The sequence below is a fragment of the Pectobacterium peruviense genome (assembly GCF_002847345.1).
GTDB classification, from domain to species: domain Bacteria; phylum Pseudomonadota; class Gammaproteobacteria; order Enterobacterales; family Enterobacteriaceae; genus Pectobacterium; species Pectobacterium peruviense.
Genome location: NZ_LXFV01000011.1, coordinates 142,283 through 160,104, shown reverse-complemented (window position 1 = coordinate 160,104; position 17,822 = coordinate 142,283). Strand labels below are relative to the sequence as shown.

Genomic DNA, 17,822 nt, shown 5'->3' with positions numbered 1-17,822 from the left:
AACGACCTCACGATTTACGCGCTAGCGTTGACTGTTTTACGGTGTCAGGCGGAACACGATTAAAAATCAACGCAGGCAGAGCGATGATGACGACCATGCTGAGATAGGTGTAGAGAAATACCGTATGGGTTGCTCCACTTTCTGCCGCGATATGCGGTTGAGAAAATATGCCGAGCAGAATACCCGCGATGCTCACTCCCAGACTGGTGGAAAGCTGCATGGTCATCGACAGCAGGCTATTGCCGCCGCTGGCAAGGGGATCCGGCAGATCTTTCAGCGTCAGTGTGTTCATCGTGGAGAAGCGAATGGCGTTCACTGTGCCGAGGAAGAACAGCACAATCGGGATCATCCAAATCCATTGCATCAGTGCGACTAGAGCAAATAGCGCCGTGATCAGTGCCAGCAACAGCGTGGAGACAATCAGCACACGGCGGTAACCGAGTCGGTTGACGATCTGTACTACGATTCGCTTCATTCCCATGCTGCCAAGTACCATTGGCACCATCATGAGTCCAGCATGGAACGGGGAAAATCCCATTCCTAACTGCAAAAACAGCGGTGTCATAAACGGTAGCATACCGCTGCCGATACGTGCCAAAAGCCCACCGGTCAGGCCGATAGAAAAGGTATGGGTGTCGAACAGACGTAGATTGAACAGCGCCCGTTCGTTACGACGAGCGTGCAGCCAGTAGCTCAATAGCGCGATGAGCCCGATGGCAATCAGCGCGAAAATGGCAATCGGTGGAATGCCGAGGCTACGGTTACCGTCCAGTGCTAACGTCAGCGTTGCCATGCCGACAGCCAGCCAAACGAAACCGCTGATGTCAAAGCGCTGAGTTTGCATGGTGTAATTGGGCATCAGGAACCAGGTTGCCAGCGCGCCGATAATGCCTACGGGCAAGTTGATGAGGAAAATCCAGTGCCAGCTGGCGTATTCCACCAGAAAGCCGCCGAGCGCGGGTCCCAGTAATGGGCCAATCTGGCCGGGCAGCGTCACGAACGTCATTGCTGCCATGTACTGATCGCGCGGGACAATTTTCATCACCGTCAGGCGTCCTACTGGCACCATCATCGCGCCGCCAATACCCTGAATCACGCGTGAAATCAGCAGTTCATCCAGTGTTTCCGAACGGGCGCACAGCAGCGACCCGAGCGTAAACAACAGAATCGCAGCGAAAAAGATGTTCTTCACGCCGATGCGATCGGCCAGCCATCCGCTGGCGGGCAGCATCACCGCTACGGTCAACACATAGGAAACGATCACCGAATGCATATGCAGTGGGCTTTCATTCAGACTCGCGGCCATAGACGGCAGCGCGGTATTCACGATGGTGGTATCCAGCGTCTGCATAAAAAAGCCAAAGGCAACAATCCAGAGCTGCCAGCGGACAGAGGCGGAATTCATTGTTGTTGCCCCTGGCGTAAAAAATTGTACTGAGGCGTAAGCTGGCTCACGGGTGAGTGGCATGGACGCCACGAAAGACAGTGCCGCGCCGGGAGCGCGTCACTGGCGGCCCGTAAAGAGACTGCTTTCGGCGAAGGCACCGCGTAGCGGTACAATTTAGCGCCACAAGCCAGGGTTCCAAGGGCGACGGCAATTGAGCCGCCCTTGGTCGGGCGCGTTCGGGGCGCTACTAGAAAAATGGTGAAGCTTGAGCGCACGAAACCTCCCCTGTAATAGCATGTTATTAGATCTTTACCGTTACTCATGTTCAGCCAGATAGTGACAAATCCTGCCGCTCATCCGAGAGATCATCTCCTCCTCAGCATCATTTACGCCAAGGTGGAGGTACGTTGAGAGTTAAGCGTTCCTATTCTCTGGTTTCGGCGCGTTGAGCCGCCCTTGGTCGGGAGCGTTCGGAACGCTACTAGAAAAACAGCGAACGTTAAGCGCACGAAACCTCTCCTAAATTAGCATGTTACCGGTACTCATGTTCTGTCACGACAGTGACAAATCCTTCTCCGGTGCTTTGCGCCGAATCGTCCTCAGCTTGTCGAAAAACAGATACACAACCGGAGTGGTGTATAGCGTGAGGATCTGGCTCATCAGCAGCCCGCCGACAATCGTGATGCCGAGCGGTTGTCGCAGCTCTGCACCGTCGCCGCTGGTCAGCACCAACGGCAGTGCGCCAAACAGCGCGGCTAAGGTAGTCATCATAATCGGACGGAAACGTAGCAGGCAGGCCTGAAAAATCGCGTCCTGTGCGCTCAGTTTACCGCTACGTTGTGCCACCAGCGCAAAATCCACCATCATGATGGCGTTCTTCTTCACGATCCCAATCAACAGCATGATACCAATCAGTGCCACCAGACTAAACGGCGCGCCGAACCACTCCAGCGCCAGCAGTGCACCCACGCCCGCCGAGGGCAGGGTAGACAGAATCGTCAACGGATGTACATAGCTCTCATACAGTATGCCCAGCACGATATATACGGTGATAATCGCCGCCAGAATCAGCAACAGTTGGGAAGACTGCGACTGCTGGAACGCCTGTGCCGTGCCAGAGAATTGGCCGCGTACCGATGACGGCACGCCTAGCGACGTCATGGTTCTTTCTATCGCCGCCGTCGCGCTGGAAAGATCGGTGCCTTCTGGCAGGTTAAAAGAGATGGTTGAGGCAGCGGACAGCCCCTGATGGTTCACTGACAGCGGTGCGTTGATCGGCTTCCAACTGGCGAAATAAGAGAGCGGGATCGGTTTGTTTTCACTATTTATCACGAACATCTTGTCCAGCGAGCTGACATCCTGCGTGTAAGCGTCATCGACTTCCATCACCACTTTGTATTGGTTTAACGGCTGGTAAATGGTCGAAATCTGACGTTGTCCGAAGGCGTTGTTGAGTAGCGCATTGGCGGCAGAGACGCTGATGCCGAGCTGCGCCATCGCATCACGATCGTAGGTTAACGCCATTTCTGCGCCTTTATCCTGTTGATCGGAGTTTACATCGGCCAGTTCAGGCAGTTTGCTGAAAGCTGCACGGATCTTGGGTTCCCACGTGCGCAGCTCGCTCAAATCGTCAGACAGCAGCGTGTACTGATAGCCCGCGTTCGCTTCCCGTCCGCCGATTCGGATATCCTGCACCGGCATTAAAAACAGGTTGGCTCCGGGTTCTTTCGCCAGCTTGACGCGCAGGCGGCTAATTACCTGCTGGGCTGAAACATCGCGCTCGGAAAGCGGTTTAAGTGAGATAAACATCGAACCGCTATTGGTGCGCGATCCGCCGGTAAAACCGTTAACGTTATCAACCGCAGGATCGCTGCTGACAATGGTCATGAAGTTCTGGAGTTTCACCGTCATGGCCTGAAAAGAAATGCTCTGGTCGGCCTGAATGAAGCCCATCAATCTGCCCGTATCCTGTTCCGGGAAGAAGGTCTTCGGAATGCTGATATACAGCCAGACGTTGAGCGCGATGGTTCCCAACAGGAGCAGTAAAACCCAGCGCGCATGGTTGAGCACCCACTTCAGCGAGCGTCCGTAACCTTGTTGCATGGCGAGCAAGACGCGATTAAAACCTCGCGTACGCGGCTGGCTGCGTTTAGGAACGGCACGCAGCAGTCGTGCACACAGCATCGGCGTCAACGTCAGTGAGACCAGCAGCGAAATCATGATCGCTACCGACAACGTCACGGCGAATTCGCGGAATAGCCGCCCTGGCAAGCCGTCCATCAGCAACAGCGGGATGAACACCGCCACTAGCGACATACTCATGGATAAGACGGTGAATCCGACTTCTCTCACACCCTGAAGCGACGCCTGTAGCGGCTTCATGCCAGCCTCAATGTGGCGGGAAATATTCTCCAGCACCACGATGGCGTCATCCACCACAAAGCCAGTGGCAATGGTGAGCGCCATCAGCGACAGGTTGTTCAGGCTGAAGCCACACAAATACATGGCGGCGAAGGTACCGATAAGCGATACGGGGACAGCCAGTGCCGGAATCGCCGTTGCTCGTCCGGAACGCAGGAACAGGAAGACGACCAGAATAACCAGCGCGACGGCGATAATCAGCGACTGCTCCACTTCCGCCAACGATGCACGAATAGTAGGGGAACGATCCTGTGCGACATCTAACTGAATTTCGGCAGGCAGGCTGGCACGCAGTTCCGGCATAGCGGCGCGGATGTTGTCTACGGTGGTAATAATGTTGGCATCCGGCGCGCGGCGAATCATGACCAGAATCGCGGGTTTTGAGTTCGCCATCCCGGCGTTGCGGGAGTTTTGCACCGAATCTTCCACCGTCGCCACATCGCTCAGGCGAACAGCTGCGCCGTTGTTATAGTGGATAATTAGCGGTGCGTAGGCATCAGCGGTTTTGAGCTCATCGTTGGTTTGTATCTGCCAGCGTTTCTGACTGTTTTCCACATTTCCCAGTGGCTGACGCACGTTCGCCTGTGCGATAGCCTGCCGTACCTCATCGAGAGAAATGCCCTGATTAAACAGCGCCACCGGATTCAGCGCGACGCGCACGGCGGGGAGCGAACTCCCGCCGATGGAAACATCGCCGACGCCTTCCATCTGCGAAATCTTCTGCGACAGTTGAGTCGAGGCAAAGTCGTACAGTTGCCCCTGGCTGTAAGTGTCTGAGGTTAGCGTCAGGATCATGACGGGCGCGTCGGACGGGTTGACTTTGCGATAGGTGGGGCGACTCGACATACCGGATGGCAGAAGATTCTGTGCCGCGTTGATCGCCGCTTGTACATCGCGCGCCGCACCGTTGATATCCCTATCGAGGTTAAACACCAGAATGACGCGCGTACTGCCGAGCGAGCTGGTGGACGTCATTTCGCTGACGCCTGCGATCCTACCGAGCGCACGTTCCAGCGGTGTTGCGACGGCAGAAGCCATGGTTTCCGGCGAGGCACCAGCCAGCGAGGCGCTGACTGAAATCACCGGGAAATCCACCTGCGGCAGCGGAGACACTGGCAACAGGCGGAAGCCTAATATGCCACAGAGCGCGATGGCCAGTGTCAGTAGCAGGGTCGCGACGGGGCGGTGGATGAACAGGGCGAAGAACTTCACTCGGTTTCTTCCTCCTGACGCGGCGCACGGCGGAAGCGCGTCGCTAAGCGGTCAAACAGTAGGTAAATCACCGGTGTGGTAAACAGCGTCAGAATCTGGCTCATGATCAGGCCACCGACCATACAAATACCTAGCGGCTGGCGCAGCTCTGCACCGACGCCGGTGCTCAGCATCAGCGGTAGCGCACTCAGTAGCGCCGCCATAGTGGTCATCAAAATCGGCCGGAAACGCAGCAGACAAGCCTGATAAATGGCGTCATAGGGTTTCATGCCCTGTTCTCGCTCTGCCGCCAACGCAAAGTCGATCATCATGATGGCGTTCTTCTTCACGATCCCGATGAGCAAGATGATCCCGATAATGGCAATCACATCCAGCTCATTCCCTGCCATCATCAGTGCCAGTAGCGCGCCGACCCCCGCCGTTGGCAGCGTAGATAAGATCGTGATCGGATGAATAAAGCTTTCGTACAGCACGCCGAGCACAATGTACATGGCGACAATCGCCGCGACGATGAGCCACACGGTGCTGCTCAGCGCCGACTGGAACGCCAGCGTACTTCCTTGAAAACGGGTGGTGATATCCGCAGGCAGATTCATCTGCTGCTCAGCCTGAGTGATGGCATCAACCGCTTCGCCCAGCGCATGGCCTTTCGTGACGTTGAAAGAGATCGTCGTCGACGGGAACTGGTCGATATGGTTGATCGCCAGTGGCCCTTGACGTTCTTCAATGGTGGCAATGCTGCTGAGCGGAATCGTACCGCCGTCGTTGCTGATGAGGCGCACGTCGTTTAGCGCGTCCAGCCCGGTGTTATTGGTCGTATCGTGTTCCAGCACCACGCGATACTGACTGGCCTGCGTATAAATGGTGGAAACCAACCGCTGACCGAAGGCGTTGTACAGCGCGCTGTCAACCTGCGACATTGTAATGCCCAGACGGCTGGCGCTGTCGCGATTGACGTTGACATAGGCGACCGCGGCACCGTCTTGCCAGTCGCTGCTGACATCCTCTAGCTGCGGCAGCTTTTTCAACTCGGTCATCAGCTTCGGCACCCAGACGCTCAGTTCGTCCAGCGACATCGCCTGCAACGTAAACTGGTACTGCGTGCGGCTAATTTGGGTATCGATGGTGAGATCCTGCACCGGTTGCAGATACAGCTGAATGCCGGGAATCTGTGCGGTTTGCTGTTGCAGGCGAGTAATGATCTCTGGAATGCGTTCGCTACGTTCATTGAGCGGTTTCAGGTTGATTTGCAGTCGCCCACTGTTCAGCGCCGCGTTGGTACCGTCAACGCCGATGAATGAGGACACGCTCTCCACCGCCGGATCCTTCATGATGATGGACGCAACACGCTGTTGGCGGTCGGCCATATTGCTGAACGAGACCGTCTGCGGTGCCTGCACGGTGCCCTGTATAATGCCGTTATCCTGTATCGGGAAGAAGCCTTTCGGGATCCAGATATAGAGCAGGATGGTCAGCAGCAGCGTACCGAGCGCAACGCTGAGTGTCAGCCACGGATGATTCAGTACTTTACGCAGCCACGTGCCGTAGGCATCAATCAGACGCGTGAAGAAACGCTCGCTGGCGCGGGTAAAGCGGTTCTGTTTACGCAGCGACTGATGGCTCAGCATCCGCGCACACATCATCGGGGTGAGCGTGAGCGACACGACGGCGGAAATCAGGATAGATACCGCTAGCGTGACGGCAAACTCGCGGAACAGGCGTCCGACGATATCGCCCATAAATAGCAGCGGAATCAAAACGGCAATGAGGGAGAACGTCAGTGAAATAATGGTGAAGCCAATTTCTCCCGCGCCTTTCAACGCCGCATTAAGCGGTTTTTCCCCTTTTTCGATATAGCGGGCGATGTTTTCAATCACTACGATGGCATCGTCCACCACGAAACCGGTGGCGATGGTGAGTGCCATCAGCGTCAGGTTATTGATGGAAAAACCGAGAAAATACATGGCGGCAAAGGTGCCAACCAGCGACAGCGGTACGGCAATGCTTGGGATTAGCGTAGCGACGGCGTTACGCAAGAAAAGGTAAATCACCATCACGACCAATGCAATCGCCAGCAGCAGCTCGAACTGGACGTCTTTCACCGAGGCGCGAATGCTGGTGGTGCGGTCAGTCAGCGTGGCGACCTCGACGGAGTTCGGCAGGCTGGCTTTTAACGCAGGCAGCATCTTGTTAATGCTGTCCGTGGTTGTGATGACGTTGGCACCCGGCTGGCGCTGAACGTTGATAATGATCGCCTGTTGCCGATTTGCCCAGGCACCAAGATAAATATTCTCGGCGGCTTGCTCAATAGTGGCGACATCCTGAAGCCGCACTGGTGCGCCATTCTTCCACGCGACAATCAGCTTGCGATAATCATCAACGGATTTCATTTGATCGTTGGCGGAGAGCGTTACCGAACGCGTCGGACCATCCAGGCTACCTTTGGCGGAATTCACATTGGCCGCGGTAATCGCGGTGCGAATCGTTTCGCTGGTCAGGCCGTAGGCCGCCAGCGCTGGCGCGTTCAGTCTTACTCGCACGGCTGGACGTTGACCACCGGCTAACGACACCAACCCGACGCCTGCCACCTGCGAGATTTTCTGCGCGATGCGGTTGTCTACCATGTCCTGCACCTGCGTCATCGACATGGCGCTGGAGGTGACGGCCAGCGTCATAATCGGCGGATCCGCCGGATTTACTTTGCTGTAGGTTGGTGGGTAGGGCAGATCGTTCGGCAACAGATTGCTTGCCGCATTGATGGCTGCTTGCACATCCTGTTCGGCGACGTCCAGCGATAGCTCAAGCTGGAACTGAAGCGTGATGACGGATGCGCCGCCTGCGCTCTGCGTCGACATCTGTTTTAGTCCAGACATCTGGCCGAACTGCCGCTCGAGCGGCGCGGTAATCGCTGAGGTCACTACATCGGGGCTGGCACCGGGATACAGGGTAATAACCTGTATCGTCGGGTAATCGACCTCGGGCAGCGCGGAAACCGGCAGCGCCCGATAGCCGATAATACCAGCCAGCAGAATGGCGATCATCAGCAGCGTGGTCGCGACCGGTCGCAGAATAAACAGGCGAGACGGCCCGCCACCGCTGGCTGGAACGTTATCCTGCATCAGGATTTCTCCCCAGCGATAGCGGGCGTTTTCTCCGTCAACGCTGAGGGAACGATTTCCACTTTCGCGCCTTCGGTCAGGCGGTCGATGCCGTCAGTCACGACCTGAACATCGGCGTCTAGCCCAGCGGTAACAACAACCAACTGACCGTATTGGATGCTCGTAGTTACCTGACGCTTACTGACTTCGTTCTTATCATTCAGAATCCAGACGAAGCGGCCTTCATTCCCCATTTGTACGGCGGCGGAAGGGGCGACGACGGCATTTTTCAGCGTATCGACCTTCATGCGGATATTCACGAACTGGTTCGGGAATAGAGCATCATCCAGATTGTCAAAACGCGCCTTGAGCTTGATCGTGCCCGTGGTGGTGTCGATCTGGTTATCCATGCTTAACAGAATACCCTGCGAGAGTTTCTTTTGATTGGCGCGATCCCAGGCTTCCACCACAGGCGGCTGGCCTGATTTTTGCGCATTCAGAATCGTAGAGATTTCCGCTTCCGGTACGGTAAAGACCACATCGATAGGGTACGTCTGCGTAATCACGACAATGCCATTGGTGTCGCCGCTGGTGATGTAATTGCCCACATCGACCTGTTTTAACCCTATCCGACCGCTGATAGGGGCGGTGATCTTGCTGTAATCCAACTGAAGCTGTGCGCTGGCTACGGCACCTTCATCGGCTTTTATCGAGCCTTCTGCCTGACGAACGGTGGCGGTCTGCGAATCTAGCTCCTGGCGTGAGATCAGATTGGTTTTCACCAGTTGCTGATAGCGCGCTAAATCCTGTCGGGCGTTAGCCAGTACGGCCTGATCTTTTGCCAACTGGCCCTGTGCTTGTGTCAACTCAACCTGAAAAGGACGCGGGTCGATTTCCGCCAGAAGGTCGCCAGCCTTAACCTGTTGCCCTTCCTGAAAGTGTAGCGCCATCAATTCCCCGTTCACCCTACTGCGTAGCGTCACGGTATTGGCCGCCGTCACTGTGCCTAAACCAGAGAGATAATAAGGTACGGAGGCAGATTGCGTCAGCGCAGCCTGCACCGGAGCCAGCGTTCGCATGGCAGCGCGGCGTCCGCCGGTACTGGCACTATTTCCCGAATGTGACGTACGAGTGGCGTGTTGTTCACTCGTGCCGGAGGCGGCAGGCGTCGTCTGGGTAAAATGGCGCCAGATCAGCACGGCAATAGCGATAACGGCGGCAAGTATCAGCAGGCCTCGGATACGTTTGGCATTCATAGTGATGGATTACTCTCTCCAGGTTGCGCGGTAAGTATGATCTCTTTGTCATTCTTCACGCTGCGAGTGCATTGGCTATCATACCCAGCACGTTATTGGACCAGTGGCCGCATTTTACTAGTTTAAACAGTGGATGCCGGACAAAAATGAAGGAAATATGGAAGATGTGTCAGGGTTTGTAGGAAAAAAAATCCGGCAGCGTAAGACTGCCGGACTGAGATGAGAATTTTATAACACGATGAAGCGTTATAGCACCAGACCGGCGATAGCGGCGGAAAGGATGCTCACCAGTGTGGAACCGTAAACCAGTTTCAGGCCAAAACGGGAAACTACGTTGCCCTGTTGCTCGTTCAGACCTTTAATCGCACCAGCAATAATACCGATGGACGAGAAGTTGGCGAAGGACACCAGGAACACAGACAGAATGCCCACGCTGCGCGGAGACAGTTCGCCTGCCACTTTTTGCAGTTCCAGCATCGCGACAAATTCGTTAGAAACCAGTTTGGTTGCCATGATGCTACCAACCTGAAGGGCTTCATGAGACGGGATACCCATGATCCAGGCGAACGGGTAGAACACGTAGCCAAGGATTTCTTGGAAACTGACGCCAAAAATGGCACTGAAAACCGCGTTGACTGCGGCAATCAGGGCAATGAAGCCGATCAGCATGGCGGCGACGATAACGGCGACTTTGAAGCCTGCCAGAATGTATTCGCCCAGCATTTCAAAGAAGCTCTGATTTTCATGCAGAGTACCCAACTGCAATTCCTGCTCTTCGCCGACTTTGTAGGGGTTAATCAGCGACAGCACGATGAAGGTACTGAACATGTTCAGAATCAGCGCGGCAACGACGAATTTGGCATCCAGCATAGACATATACGCACCGACGATGGACATCGAGACGGTGGACATGGCAGTCGCAGACATGGTGTACATGCGTTTTTCGGACATCTTGCCCAGGATATCTTTGTAGGCAATGAAGTTTTCGGACTGGCCGAGAATCAGTGAACTGACCGCGTTAAAGGATTCCAGTTTACCCATGCCGTTCACTTTGGACAGAACCGTACCAATGATGCGGATAATGAAGGGCAGCACTTTAATGTGTTGCAGAATACCGATCAGCGCGGAAATGAAGACGATAGGGCAGAGCACTTTGAAGAAGAAGGAAATCAGGTTCTTCTCACTATTCACCATGTCACCGAATACGAAGTCCGTCCCTTGGCCTGCAAATCCGAGTAATTTGTCGAAGACTGCGGCGAACCCTTTGACGACACCTAACCCAACGTTTGAGTACAGGAAGAAGTAAGCGAGCAGAATTTCGATGACGAGTAGCTGAATAATGAAACGAATACGAATGCTTTTACGATCGCGGCAGACAAGCAGCGCCAGCGCCGTAACAACAACCAGCGCCAGAATAAATTGCGCAATATGGGACAAGGACATGTGTGCTCCAAATATGAGGCAGGCCAAATTTTCCACGTCATTTTATGTAACGCGTGCACTAAAAATGAGAGGAAAGACACAAAAAAACAATTATACCTTGGGATTTTATCTAAACTAAATGCCACGTCTCGTTATTTGCGCCTTTCTGTTCATTCATTATTCTTATTCCACATATACCCGTCATATTTTAAGTGGCAGATTGGCGTGTATTCTTCGTGATGTTTTCTGCATGATTCAAAAGGAGAGTGATTATGTCAGTATCAAATACTACACGCGAGCTTGGACGTTCAGGAATTGTAGTTCCGCCATTCTCGTTCGGCGGTAATGTCTTTGGCTGGACGGTTGATGCGTCGACGTCGTTCAGTTTGCTGGACGCACTGGTGGCGCATCGGTTGAATTTCATTGATACCGCGGATGTTTATTCGCGCTGGGCACCCGGCAATCAAGGCGGTGAATCTGAAACGATCATCGGCAACTGGTTGAAAAAAAGCGGTCAGCGCGACAACGTCATTCTCGCCACCAAAGTCGGGATGGATTTGGGCGATGGCAAGAAAGGACTGTCTCCTCGCTATATTCGACAGGCGGTTGAGGCTTCATTACAGCGCTTACAAACTGACTACATCGATCTCTATCAGGCACATACTGATGACAAAGATACGCCGCTGGAAGAAACGCTGGCCACGTTTGATGCGTTGATTCAAGAGGGGAAGGTCCGTGCGATTGGGGCGTCCAACTACAGTGCGGCGCGTCTGGCGGAAGCGCTGAAGGTCAGTAAAGCCAATCATCTGGTGCGTTATGAAACGTTGCAACCGGAATACAATTTGTACGATCGTCAAGGGTATGAGGCTGCGCTGGAACCGCTGGTGCGTGAGCAAGGGATCGGGGTCATTAGCTATTATTCGCTGGCCAGCGGATTTTTGTCAGGCAAGTATCGTCAGCCGAAGGATGCATCAAAAAGTGCACGTGGGCAGGGGGTGGTAGAAAAATACCTGAACGAACGCGGTCGCACTATTTTGGAAGCGCTGGATAGCGTGGCGAATGCGCATCAGACGACGCCATCGCAGGTCGCGCTGGCATGGCTAATTGCACGTCCAGGCATTACTGCTCCGATAGCCAGTGCGACATCGCTGGAGCAGGTCGCTGAGCTGGCAAGCGCGACGCGGCTGGTGTTGCCAGTAGAAGATATTGAGCTACTGAACCGCGCAAGTCGTTACTAATAAATAGAACGTTTTTTGAATACGAGTCTTTTTATCGTACTTGTTAAATTAATTAACAGGACAGACCGCTATGAAGGACGATGTAACCTCAGAAAGTCGCATTTCCATTGATTCTCACGATCTTATCAGAACGCTAACCCGCATTGTCGGTAAGCCCCACATCTTAACCGATAAAAATAAAACAGAGCGTTATCGCAAAGGCTTTCGTTCAGGTAGCGGGGAGGCGCTGGCGGTGGTTTTTCCTGCTTCGCTACTTGAGCAGTGGCAGGTATTTAAAGCCAGTATTGAAGCGGGTTGTATCGTGCTGATGCAGGCCGCTAATACGGGGTTAACTGAGGGTTCTACCCCGAGCGGTAATGATTACGATCGGGAAATCGTGATCATCAATACCCTGCGCTTGGATAGCGTTCAACTGCTGGATGAAGGACGACAGGTTGTAGCGCTGCCGGGAAGTACTCTGTGGCATCTTGAGCGCGTATTGAAACCGCTTGGGCGTGAACCGCATTCTGTGATCGGCTCTTCGTGTATTGGCGCATCGGTGATTGGGGGAATTTGCAATAACTCCGGTGGTTCTTTGGTTCATCGTGGCCCAGCCTATACCGAAATGGCACTTTACGGCCGGGTTAACGAGCAAGGTCAGGTAGAGCTGATCAACCATCTGGGAATCAATTTGGGTGATACGCCGGAAGCGATCCTGACCCGTTTGGAATCGCAACAGTATGACGCGAAGGACGTGATTTATGACGAGCGTCAGGCATCTGACCACGACTATATTGAACGTGTGCGGGATGTAGATGCAGACACGCCGTCGCGCTTTAACGCTGATGAGCGCCGCTTATTTGAGGCCGCTGGCTGTGCAGGAAAACTGTCGATTTTTGCCGTGCGTCTGGATACGTTTCCGGCGGAAAAATCCCAACAGGTTTTTTATATTGGGACTAATCAGCCGCAGGTATTGACGGAATTACGCCGTCATATGCTCGCAGATTTTAAAAATCTGCCGGTGGCGGGCGAGTATATGCACCGCGATATATTCGATATCGCCGAAACATACGGCAAAGATACGTTTATGATGATCGATAAACTGGGTACGGATAAATTGCCCTTATTTTTCAACCTGAAAGGGCAGATGGACGCGATCTTTAGCAAAGTGCCTTTCCTTCCGCCGCATCTTGTTGATCGTACCATGCAGTTTCTCGGCCGCTTGCTGCCTTCTCATCTACCGGCGCGGATGAAAACGTATCGTGACCGTTTCGAACACCATTTGATGGTGAAAATGGCGGGAGACGGCATTGATGAAGCACATCGTTGGCTGGAAGAATATTTTCATGATGCCGACGGCGAGTTTTTTGTCTGTACGCCGGAAGAAGGTGCGAAGGCCTTTCTGCATCGCTTCGCAGCAGCGGGAGCCGCGATCCGTTACCATGCAGTACACAGCAATGACGTGGAAAATATCCTGGCTCTGGACATCGCTCTGCGGCGTAACGACCGTGAATGGTTCGAGCATTTACCGGCGGATATTAGCGATATGCTGGTGCATCGGTTGTATTACGGCCACTTCATGTGCCATGTCTTCCATCAGGATTATATTGTGAAGAAAGGCGTGGATGTTCATGAACTGAAAGAGAGAATGCTGGCCTTACTCGATCAGCGTGGGGCGGAATATCCGGCAGAGCACAATGTTGGTCATCTCTATCAGGCTAAACCCCAGTTGAAAGCGTTTTATCAGAACAGCGATCCTACCAATAGCCTGAACCCAGGAATAGGCAAAACCACCAAGCTGAAAAACTGGGGCTGTACCGGCTGTGAAGAGCACCACACTAACCATTAAATAGCTGATGCCGCTAACGGGCGTGTTGTGTCCGTTAGCGGGATGGCTTAATGCGTTTCACCGTTTTTAGCCCGTCGGCTGCCCTGCGTGACAGATCAGAATTGGTCACCGATCGGGACGAAAACGTGTCGTTAGTGTGCCTCTGCGCCGTCGTCTTCAAACCAGGCCGCCAGTTCGCGCCGCAGGTTATCTGACTGGGTGCCGAAAATAGCCTGCACCTGATGACCGACAATAATCACGCCGATAGCACCCAGCTTTTGCAGACTGTCACTGTTGACCAGACGCAGGCTGTGGACTTCGACCCGCAGTCGGGTAATGCAGGCATCCAGACTGACGATATTTTCTTTGCCGCCAAAGGCGTTCACCAACTGCTGCAAATTCTCTTTGTCTAGCGGTGAAGCGATTTCAATCTCGGTAATTTGCTTACCCAACATTGATGCGAACAATTTCCGAAAATTGTGAATCTTGCCCATCGTAGTCACCTCTTCGTTTGTTTATCAGCGTGCGTATGATAATGCCGCTCACCTAACATTACTGTTAGGCGACACACGGTGATGAGGTTTCGTCGAAACATCCATCACCGTTGCCCCTCAGTATTGCGATGCTTAACTGACAAGCATGAGCTTTACTGTAGCGCGCGGCGGAGAATCCGACAGCCGTAGCCTGACAGGTCGATAGACCCTGAAAGCGTGCTGCCCGTGGTCATTTCCTCGTAGGCGGCGGGTAGCGTAATTTGCTGCGGCGTTGCCGTGTAGTTCTGAACGAAGATAAACTCACTTTCTCCGTCATCGCGACGGTGGGCGACAATGCCGTAAGGCAGATCGGTTGGCAGCGCACGCGGTAGATCTAGCGTTTGTATCAGCGTGGTGAAGAAATCACGTTGGAAGGCGAGATCGTTGCGCGACGCGATGTAATAGGCCTGACCCTTGCCATAATCATTGACCGTAACGGCTGGACGCCCGGCATAGAAATCGCTGTCATAGGTCGCCAGCGCCCGCGCGCCTTCCAGATGAATCAGTTCGCACAGATGGGTGACCTGATACGGGCCAACCAGACGCTGTTCATTACCGTCCAGACCGCTGATGCTGTTGCTTTCATGATCGTACAGCCCGTCGATTTCTTCCGCCCAGATCCCCATGATAGGACGAAGTGGGCCAGGGAAACCGTTTTGGTAGCACAGATCGGTTTCGTTAACGACACCAGACCAGTAGGTAGTGACGAAGCGGCCACCTTGTTTGACGAAAGCATCGACGCGTTCGGCAAAGCCATCGCGCACCATGTAGAGCATCGGTGCAATCACGACCTGATAACCGCTGAGGTCGACATCGGCGTTAATGATGTCCACCGCCACGCCCTGTTCCCAAAACGTCCGATAATGATCAGTGACGGTTTTTTCATAGAACAGCCCTGCATTGCGCGGCCCTTGAGCATTATCCATCGCCCAGCGGCTTTCCCAGTCGAAAATGATAGCGACTTTCGCGTCGACTCGGCTGCCTGCAACAGGGGCGAGTTTATTGAGTATGTCACCCAACTCCTGTACTTCGCGCCCAACGCGGGTGTTGATATGCCCGACATGATCGACGACGGCACCGTGGAATTTCTCGACGGAACCGCGGCTCTTACGCCACTGGAAATACTGAACGGAGTCTGAACCGTGTGCGACCGCCTGAAGCGAAGACAGAATGTGCATACCTGGCTTTTTCAGCTTGCTGATCGGCTGCCAGTTGGTCAGGCTCGGCGTTGATTCCATCAGGTAGAAGGGCTTTCCACCTTTCAGCGTGCGCATCAGATCGTGATACATCGCGGTATAGGCGCCCAGCGTGCAGTCATCTTCCTCGTTATGCCACAGCGGGTAGCTGTCCCAGGAGATAAAGTCGATCACCTTCGCCAACTGCCAGTAGTCGTAATCATAGAAATATTCCATGAAGTTCGTCGTGGCTGGCAGAGACGGGTTTTCGGCTTTTAGCGGCGCAATTTCTGCGGCACAGAAATCACTAACCTGTGAGGTGTTAAAGCGTTTCCAGTCCAGATTCAGGCCGTGAATAGAAACTTCACCAATCGGTGACGGCGGCTCCAACTGCGACCAGTCCGTGTAGGTGTGGCTCCAGAAGGTGCTCCACCACGCTTTATTCAACGCGTCTATCGTGCCGTAGCGTGCTTTCAGCCAGCTCTGGAAAGTGCTGCGGCAGGTATCACAGTGGCACTCGCCGCTGTATTCGTTGGAAATATGCCAGCCGATCACCGCAGGATGGTGCGAGTAGCGTTTTGCCAACTGGGTGTTCATTTGTTTTACTTTTTCGCGATAATTCGGCGAACTCAGGCAGTGGTTGTGGCGACCGCCGTGCAGCGCCTGTACACGGTTGCTACCCACGCGCAGCACGTCCGGGTATTTTTGCGATAGCCAGGCTGGACGAGCACCGCTGGGTGTTGCCAGAAAAACGAAGATCCCATTGGCATACAGCGTGTTGAGGATGCTGTCCAACCAGCCAAATTCGTAGCGACCTTCTTCCGGTTCAATCCCAGACCAACTGAAAATGCCCACGGACATGACGTTGCACTGGGTCTGCTTCATCATCTCAATGTCTTTTTCCAGTACCTCTGGGTTGTCTAGCCATTGGTCAGGATTATAGTCAGCACCGTGCAGCAGAACGGGCACCTTGCTGCTTAGTGGGGGGAATTTGAACATCGTTCTCTCCTAAACGGGTTGTCAACGTGTTGAATTCGGTTTGTGTGCTTAGCGCTGATTGAACACTTTGATGGAAGGCAGGACGTTGCCTTTGCAGTCGAACAGCGCCTGGTTTTCGCGTGCGTTGCCTTCCTTCCACTCATCGTTGTTATATTTCATGCCAGCTTTCGTAGCCCAGGTTGCGCCGGGGGTAGGCAGCCAGATTGGCTCCCAATAGAAGATGCCTTTGCCGCGCTGGTTGGGCACGTTGATGACGCTTTGCATCAAATCGTGCAGGTAATTGGCCTGCCCCTGAACGGAAGCCGGGTAGCCGCCCGCATCCAGCTCTTTTTGCTGGAAGCTGTTTTCGGCGTTATCGCAGTTTTCCAGCGTATAAGCATAGGCGGCTTCAACCACGATGATGTCTTTATTGTAGCGCTTGGTGACGTCGTTCATGTTGTACTGCAACGCGCTGATAGGGCCATTCCAGTAGGTGTAAAACGAGGCTCCGATCACATCGAATGGGACATTGCGTTTGACGATTTCATCAAACCACCAGATGAAGGTGTCGTTTTTGGTGCCTTCTGCCAGATGCAGCATGATTTTGACGTTATTCGCGCCTTGTACGTCCTTCACGCCCTGAATACCGGCTTTCAGTAACCCAGCGAGGCGATCGAACTCGCCGCCACCCTGACCCCAGCTTTTTCCTTCCGGCCACAGCATCCCGCCGTTCAGTTCGTTACCAATCTGCACCATATCCGGCATGACGCCTGCTTTCTGGAATTCGCTAATAGTGGCTTTGGTGTAGTCATGTACGGCAGTGGTGAGCTGTGCCACATTTAGGCCAGACCACGCTTTGGGTTTGTTTTGGTGGGCCGGATCGGTCCAGAAATCGCTGTAGTGGAAATCCAGCAGCACTTTCATGCCGTTGGCTTTGGCACGTTTAGCCAGCGCCAGTGTGGTGGCTAAATCGTTATTACCGCCGCCATAGCCGTTGCCTGCTGTATCTTTCGGATCGTTCCAGATGCGCAGACGGATGTAGTTAATCCCGTTCTCTTTCAGAATCAGCATGGCGTCTTTCTGTTTGCCATGCTCGTCATAAAATTTTCCGCCGTGCTTTTCTACTTCATTTAGCATGGAGATATCCGCGCCTTTAATGAAGTCGGCAGGGACGTTCGTCAACGTGTTGATCGTCACATTCTCTGCGGCATACAGGGTTTGCGGCAGGGAGACGGTCAACAGGCCAGTTGCCAACATGGCGGCCATCAGTACGCGTTTTTTCATTTTCATTTTAC

10 protein-coding genes are annotated in these 17,822 nt (G+C 53.8%); 2 read left to right on the top strand and 8 right to left on the bottom strand.

Annotated features, from left to right (window positions below; all coding sequences use genetic code 11):
• Positions 1–7: 7 nt before the first annotated feature.
• The 5 genes from mdtD to A0G03_RS10360 all read right to left on the bottom strand — a co-directional run bounded on the left by mdtD (position 8) and on the right by A0G03_RS10360 (position 10,811).
• On the bottom strand, positions 8–1,405 hold the full coding sequence (mdtD, locus tag A0G03_RS10380; RefSeq protein ID WP_048261389.1) for an MFS transporter: 1,398 nt from the start codon (positions 1,403–1,405) through the stop codon (positions 8–10).
• A gap of 534 nt (positions 1,406–1,939) precedes the next feature.
• Positions 1,940–5,020, bottom strand: a complete 3,081-nt coding sequence (gene mdtC, locus A0G03_RS10375; RefSeq protein WP_048261387.1) for a multidrug efflux RND transporter permease subunit MdtC — start codon at positions 5,018–5,020, stop codon at positions 1,940–1,942.
• Positions 5,017–8,139, bottom strand: coding sequence for an MdtB/MuxB family multidrug efflux RND transporter permease subunit (locus A0G03_RS10370; protein WP_048261385.1), 3,123 nt, complete (start codon positions 8,137–8,139; stop codon positions 5,017–5,019). Before A0G03_RS10370 ends, mdtC begins: the two co-directional genes overlap by 4 nt.
• Positions 8,139–9,374, bottom strand: coding sequence for an MdtA/MuxA family multidrug efflux RND transporter periplasmic adaptor subunit (locus tag A0G03_RS10365; RefSeq protein WP_048261383.1), 1,236 nt, complete (start codon positions 9,372–9,374; stop codon positions 8,139–8,141). The genes A0G03_RS10370 and A0G03_RS10365 overlap by 1 nt, the downstream gene beginning before the upstream one ends.
• Positions 9,375–9,620: 246 nt before the next feature.
• Positions 9,621–10,811, bottom strand: a complete 1,191-nt coding sequence (locus A0G03_RS10360; protein WP_101749504.1) for a NupC/NupG family nucleoside CNT transporter — start codon at positions 10,809–10,811, stop codon at positions 9,621–9,623.
• Between the two features lie 257 nt (positions 10,812–11,068).
• Between A0G03_RS10360 and A0G03_RS10355 the strand changes: the two genes are divergently transcribed.
• On the top strand, positions 11,069–12,034 hold the full coding sequence (locus A0G03_RS10355) for an aldo/keto reductase (RefSeq protein WP_048261380.1): 966 nt from the start codon (positions 11,069–11,071) through the stop codon (positions 12,032–12,034).
• Positions 12,035–12,104: 70 nt separating this feature from the next.
• Complete coding sequence (dld, locus tag A0G03_RS10350) at positions 12,105–13,862, top strand: D-lactate dehydrogenase (RefSeq protein WP_048261378.1); 1,758 nt, start codon at positions 12,105–12,107, stop codon at positions 13,860–13,862.
• A 131-nt stretch (positions 13,863–13,993) separates the two neighbouring features.
• Here the strand turns inward: dld and A0G03_RS10345 are convergent, their stop codons facing one another.
• The 3 genes from A0G03_RS10345 to A0G03_RS10335 form a co-directional block, all read right to left on the bottom strand.
• On the bottom strand, positions 13,994–14,335 hold the full coding sequence (locus tag A0G03_RS10345; protein WP_011094702.1) for a PTS sugar transporter subunit IIB: 342 nt from the start codon (positions 14,333–14,335) through the stop codon (positions 13,994–13,996).
• A gap of 152 nt (positions 14,336–14,487) precedes the next feature.
• Complete coding sequence (locus A0G03_RS10340) at positions 14,488–16,548, bottom strand: beta-galactosidase (RefSeq protein WP_048261375.1); 2,061 nt, start codon at positions 16,546–16,548, stop codon at positions 14,488–14,490.
• A gap of 48 nt (positions 16,549–16,596) precedes the next feature.
• Positions 16,597–17,817 carry a glycoside hydrolase family 53 protein gene (locus A0G03_RS10335; RefSeq protein ID WP_048261373.1) on the bottom strand — a complete coding sequence of 407 codons (1,221 nt, stop codon included), beginning with the start codon at positions 17,815–17,817 and terminating at the stop codon, positions 16,597–16,599.
• Positions 17,818–17,822 lie beyond the last annotated feature (5 nt).

Bases quoted from the DNA above. Each gene is read 5' to 3' on its own strand.
- mdtD (WP_048261389.1), bottom strand. From the start codon at position 1,405: ATGAATTCCGCCTCTGTCCGCTGGCAGCTCTGGATTGTTGCCTTTGGC.
- A0G03_RS10370 (WP_048261385.1), bottom strand. From the start codon at position 8,139: ATGCAGGATAACGTTCCAGCCAGCGGTGGCGGGCCGTCTCGCCTGTTT.
- A0G03_RS10365 (WP_048261383.1), bottom strand. From the start codon at position 9,374: ATGAATGCCAAACGTATCCGAGGCCTGCTGATACTTGCCGCCGTTATC.
- A0G03_RS10355 (WP_048261380.1), top strand. From the start codon at position 11,069: ATGTCAGTATCAAATACTACACGCGAGCTTGGACGTTCAGGAATTGTA.
- dld (WP_048261378.1), top strand. From the start codon at position 12,105: ATGAAGGACGATGTAACCTCAGAAAGTCGCATTTCCATTGATTCTCAC.
- A0G03_RS10345 (WP_011094702.1), bottom strand. From the start codon at position 14,335: ATGGGCAAGATTCACAATTTTCGGAAATTGTTCGCATCAATGTTGGGT.
- A0G03_RS10340 (WP_048261375.1), bottom strand. From the start codon at position 16,548: ATGTTCAAATTCCCCCCACTAAGCAGCAAGGTGCCCGTTCTGCTGCAC.
- A0G03_RS10335 (WP_048261373.1), bottom strand. From the start codon at position 17,817: ATGAAAATGAAAAAACGCGTACTGATGGCCGCCATGTTGGCAACTGGC.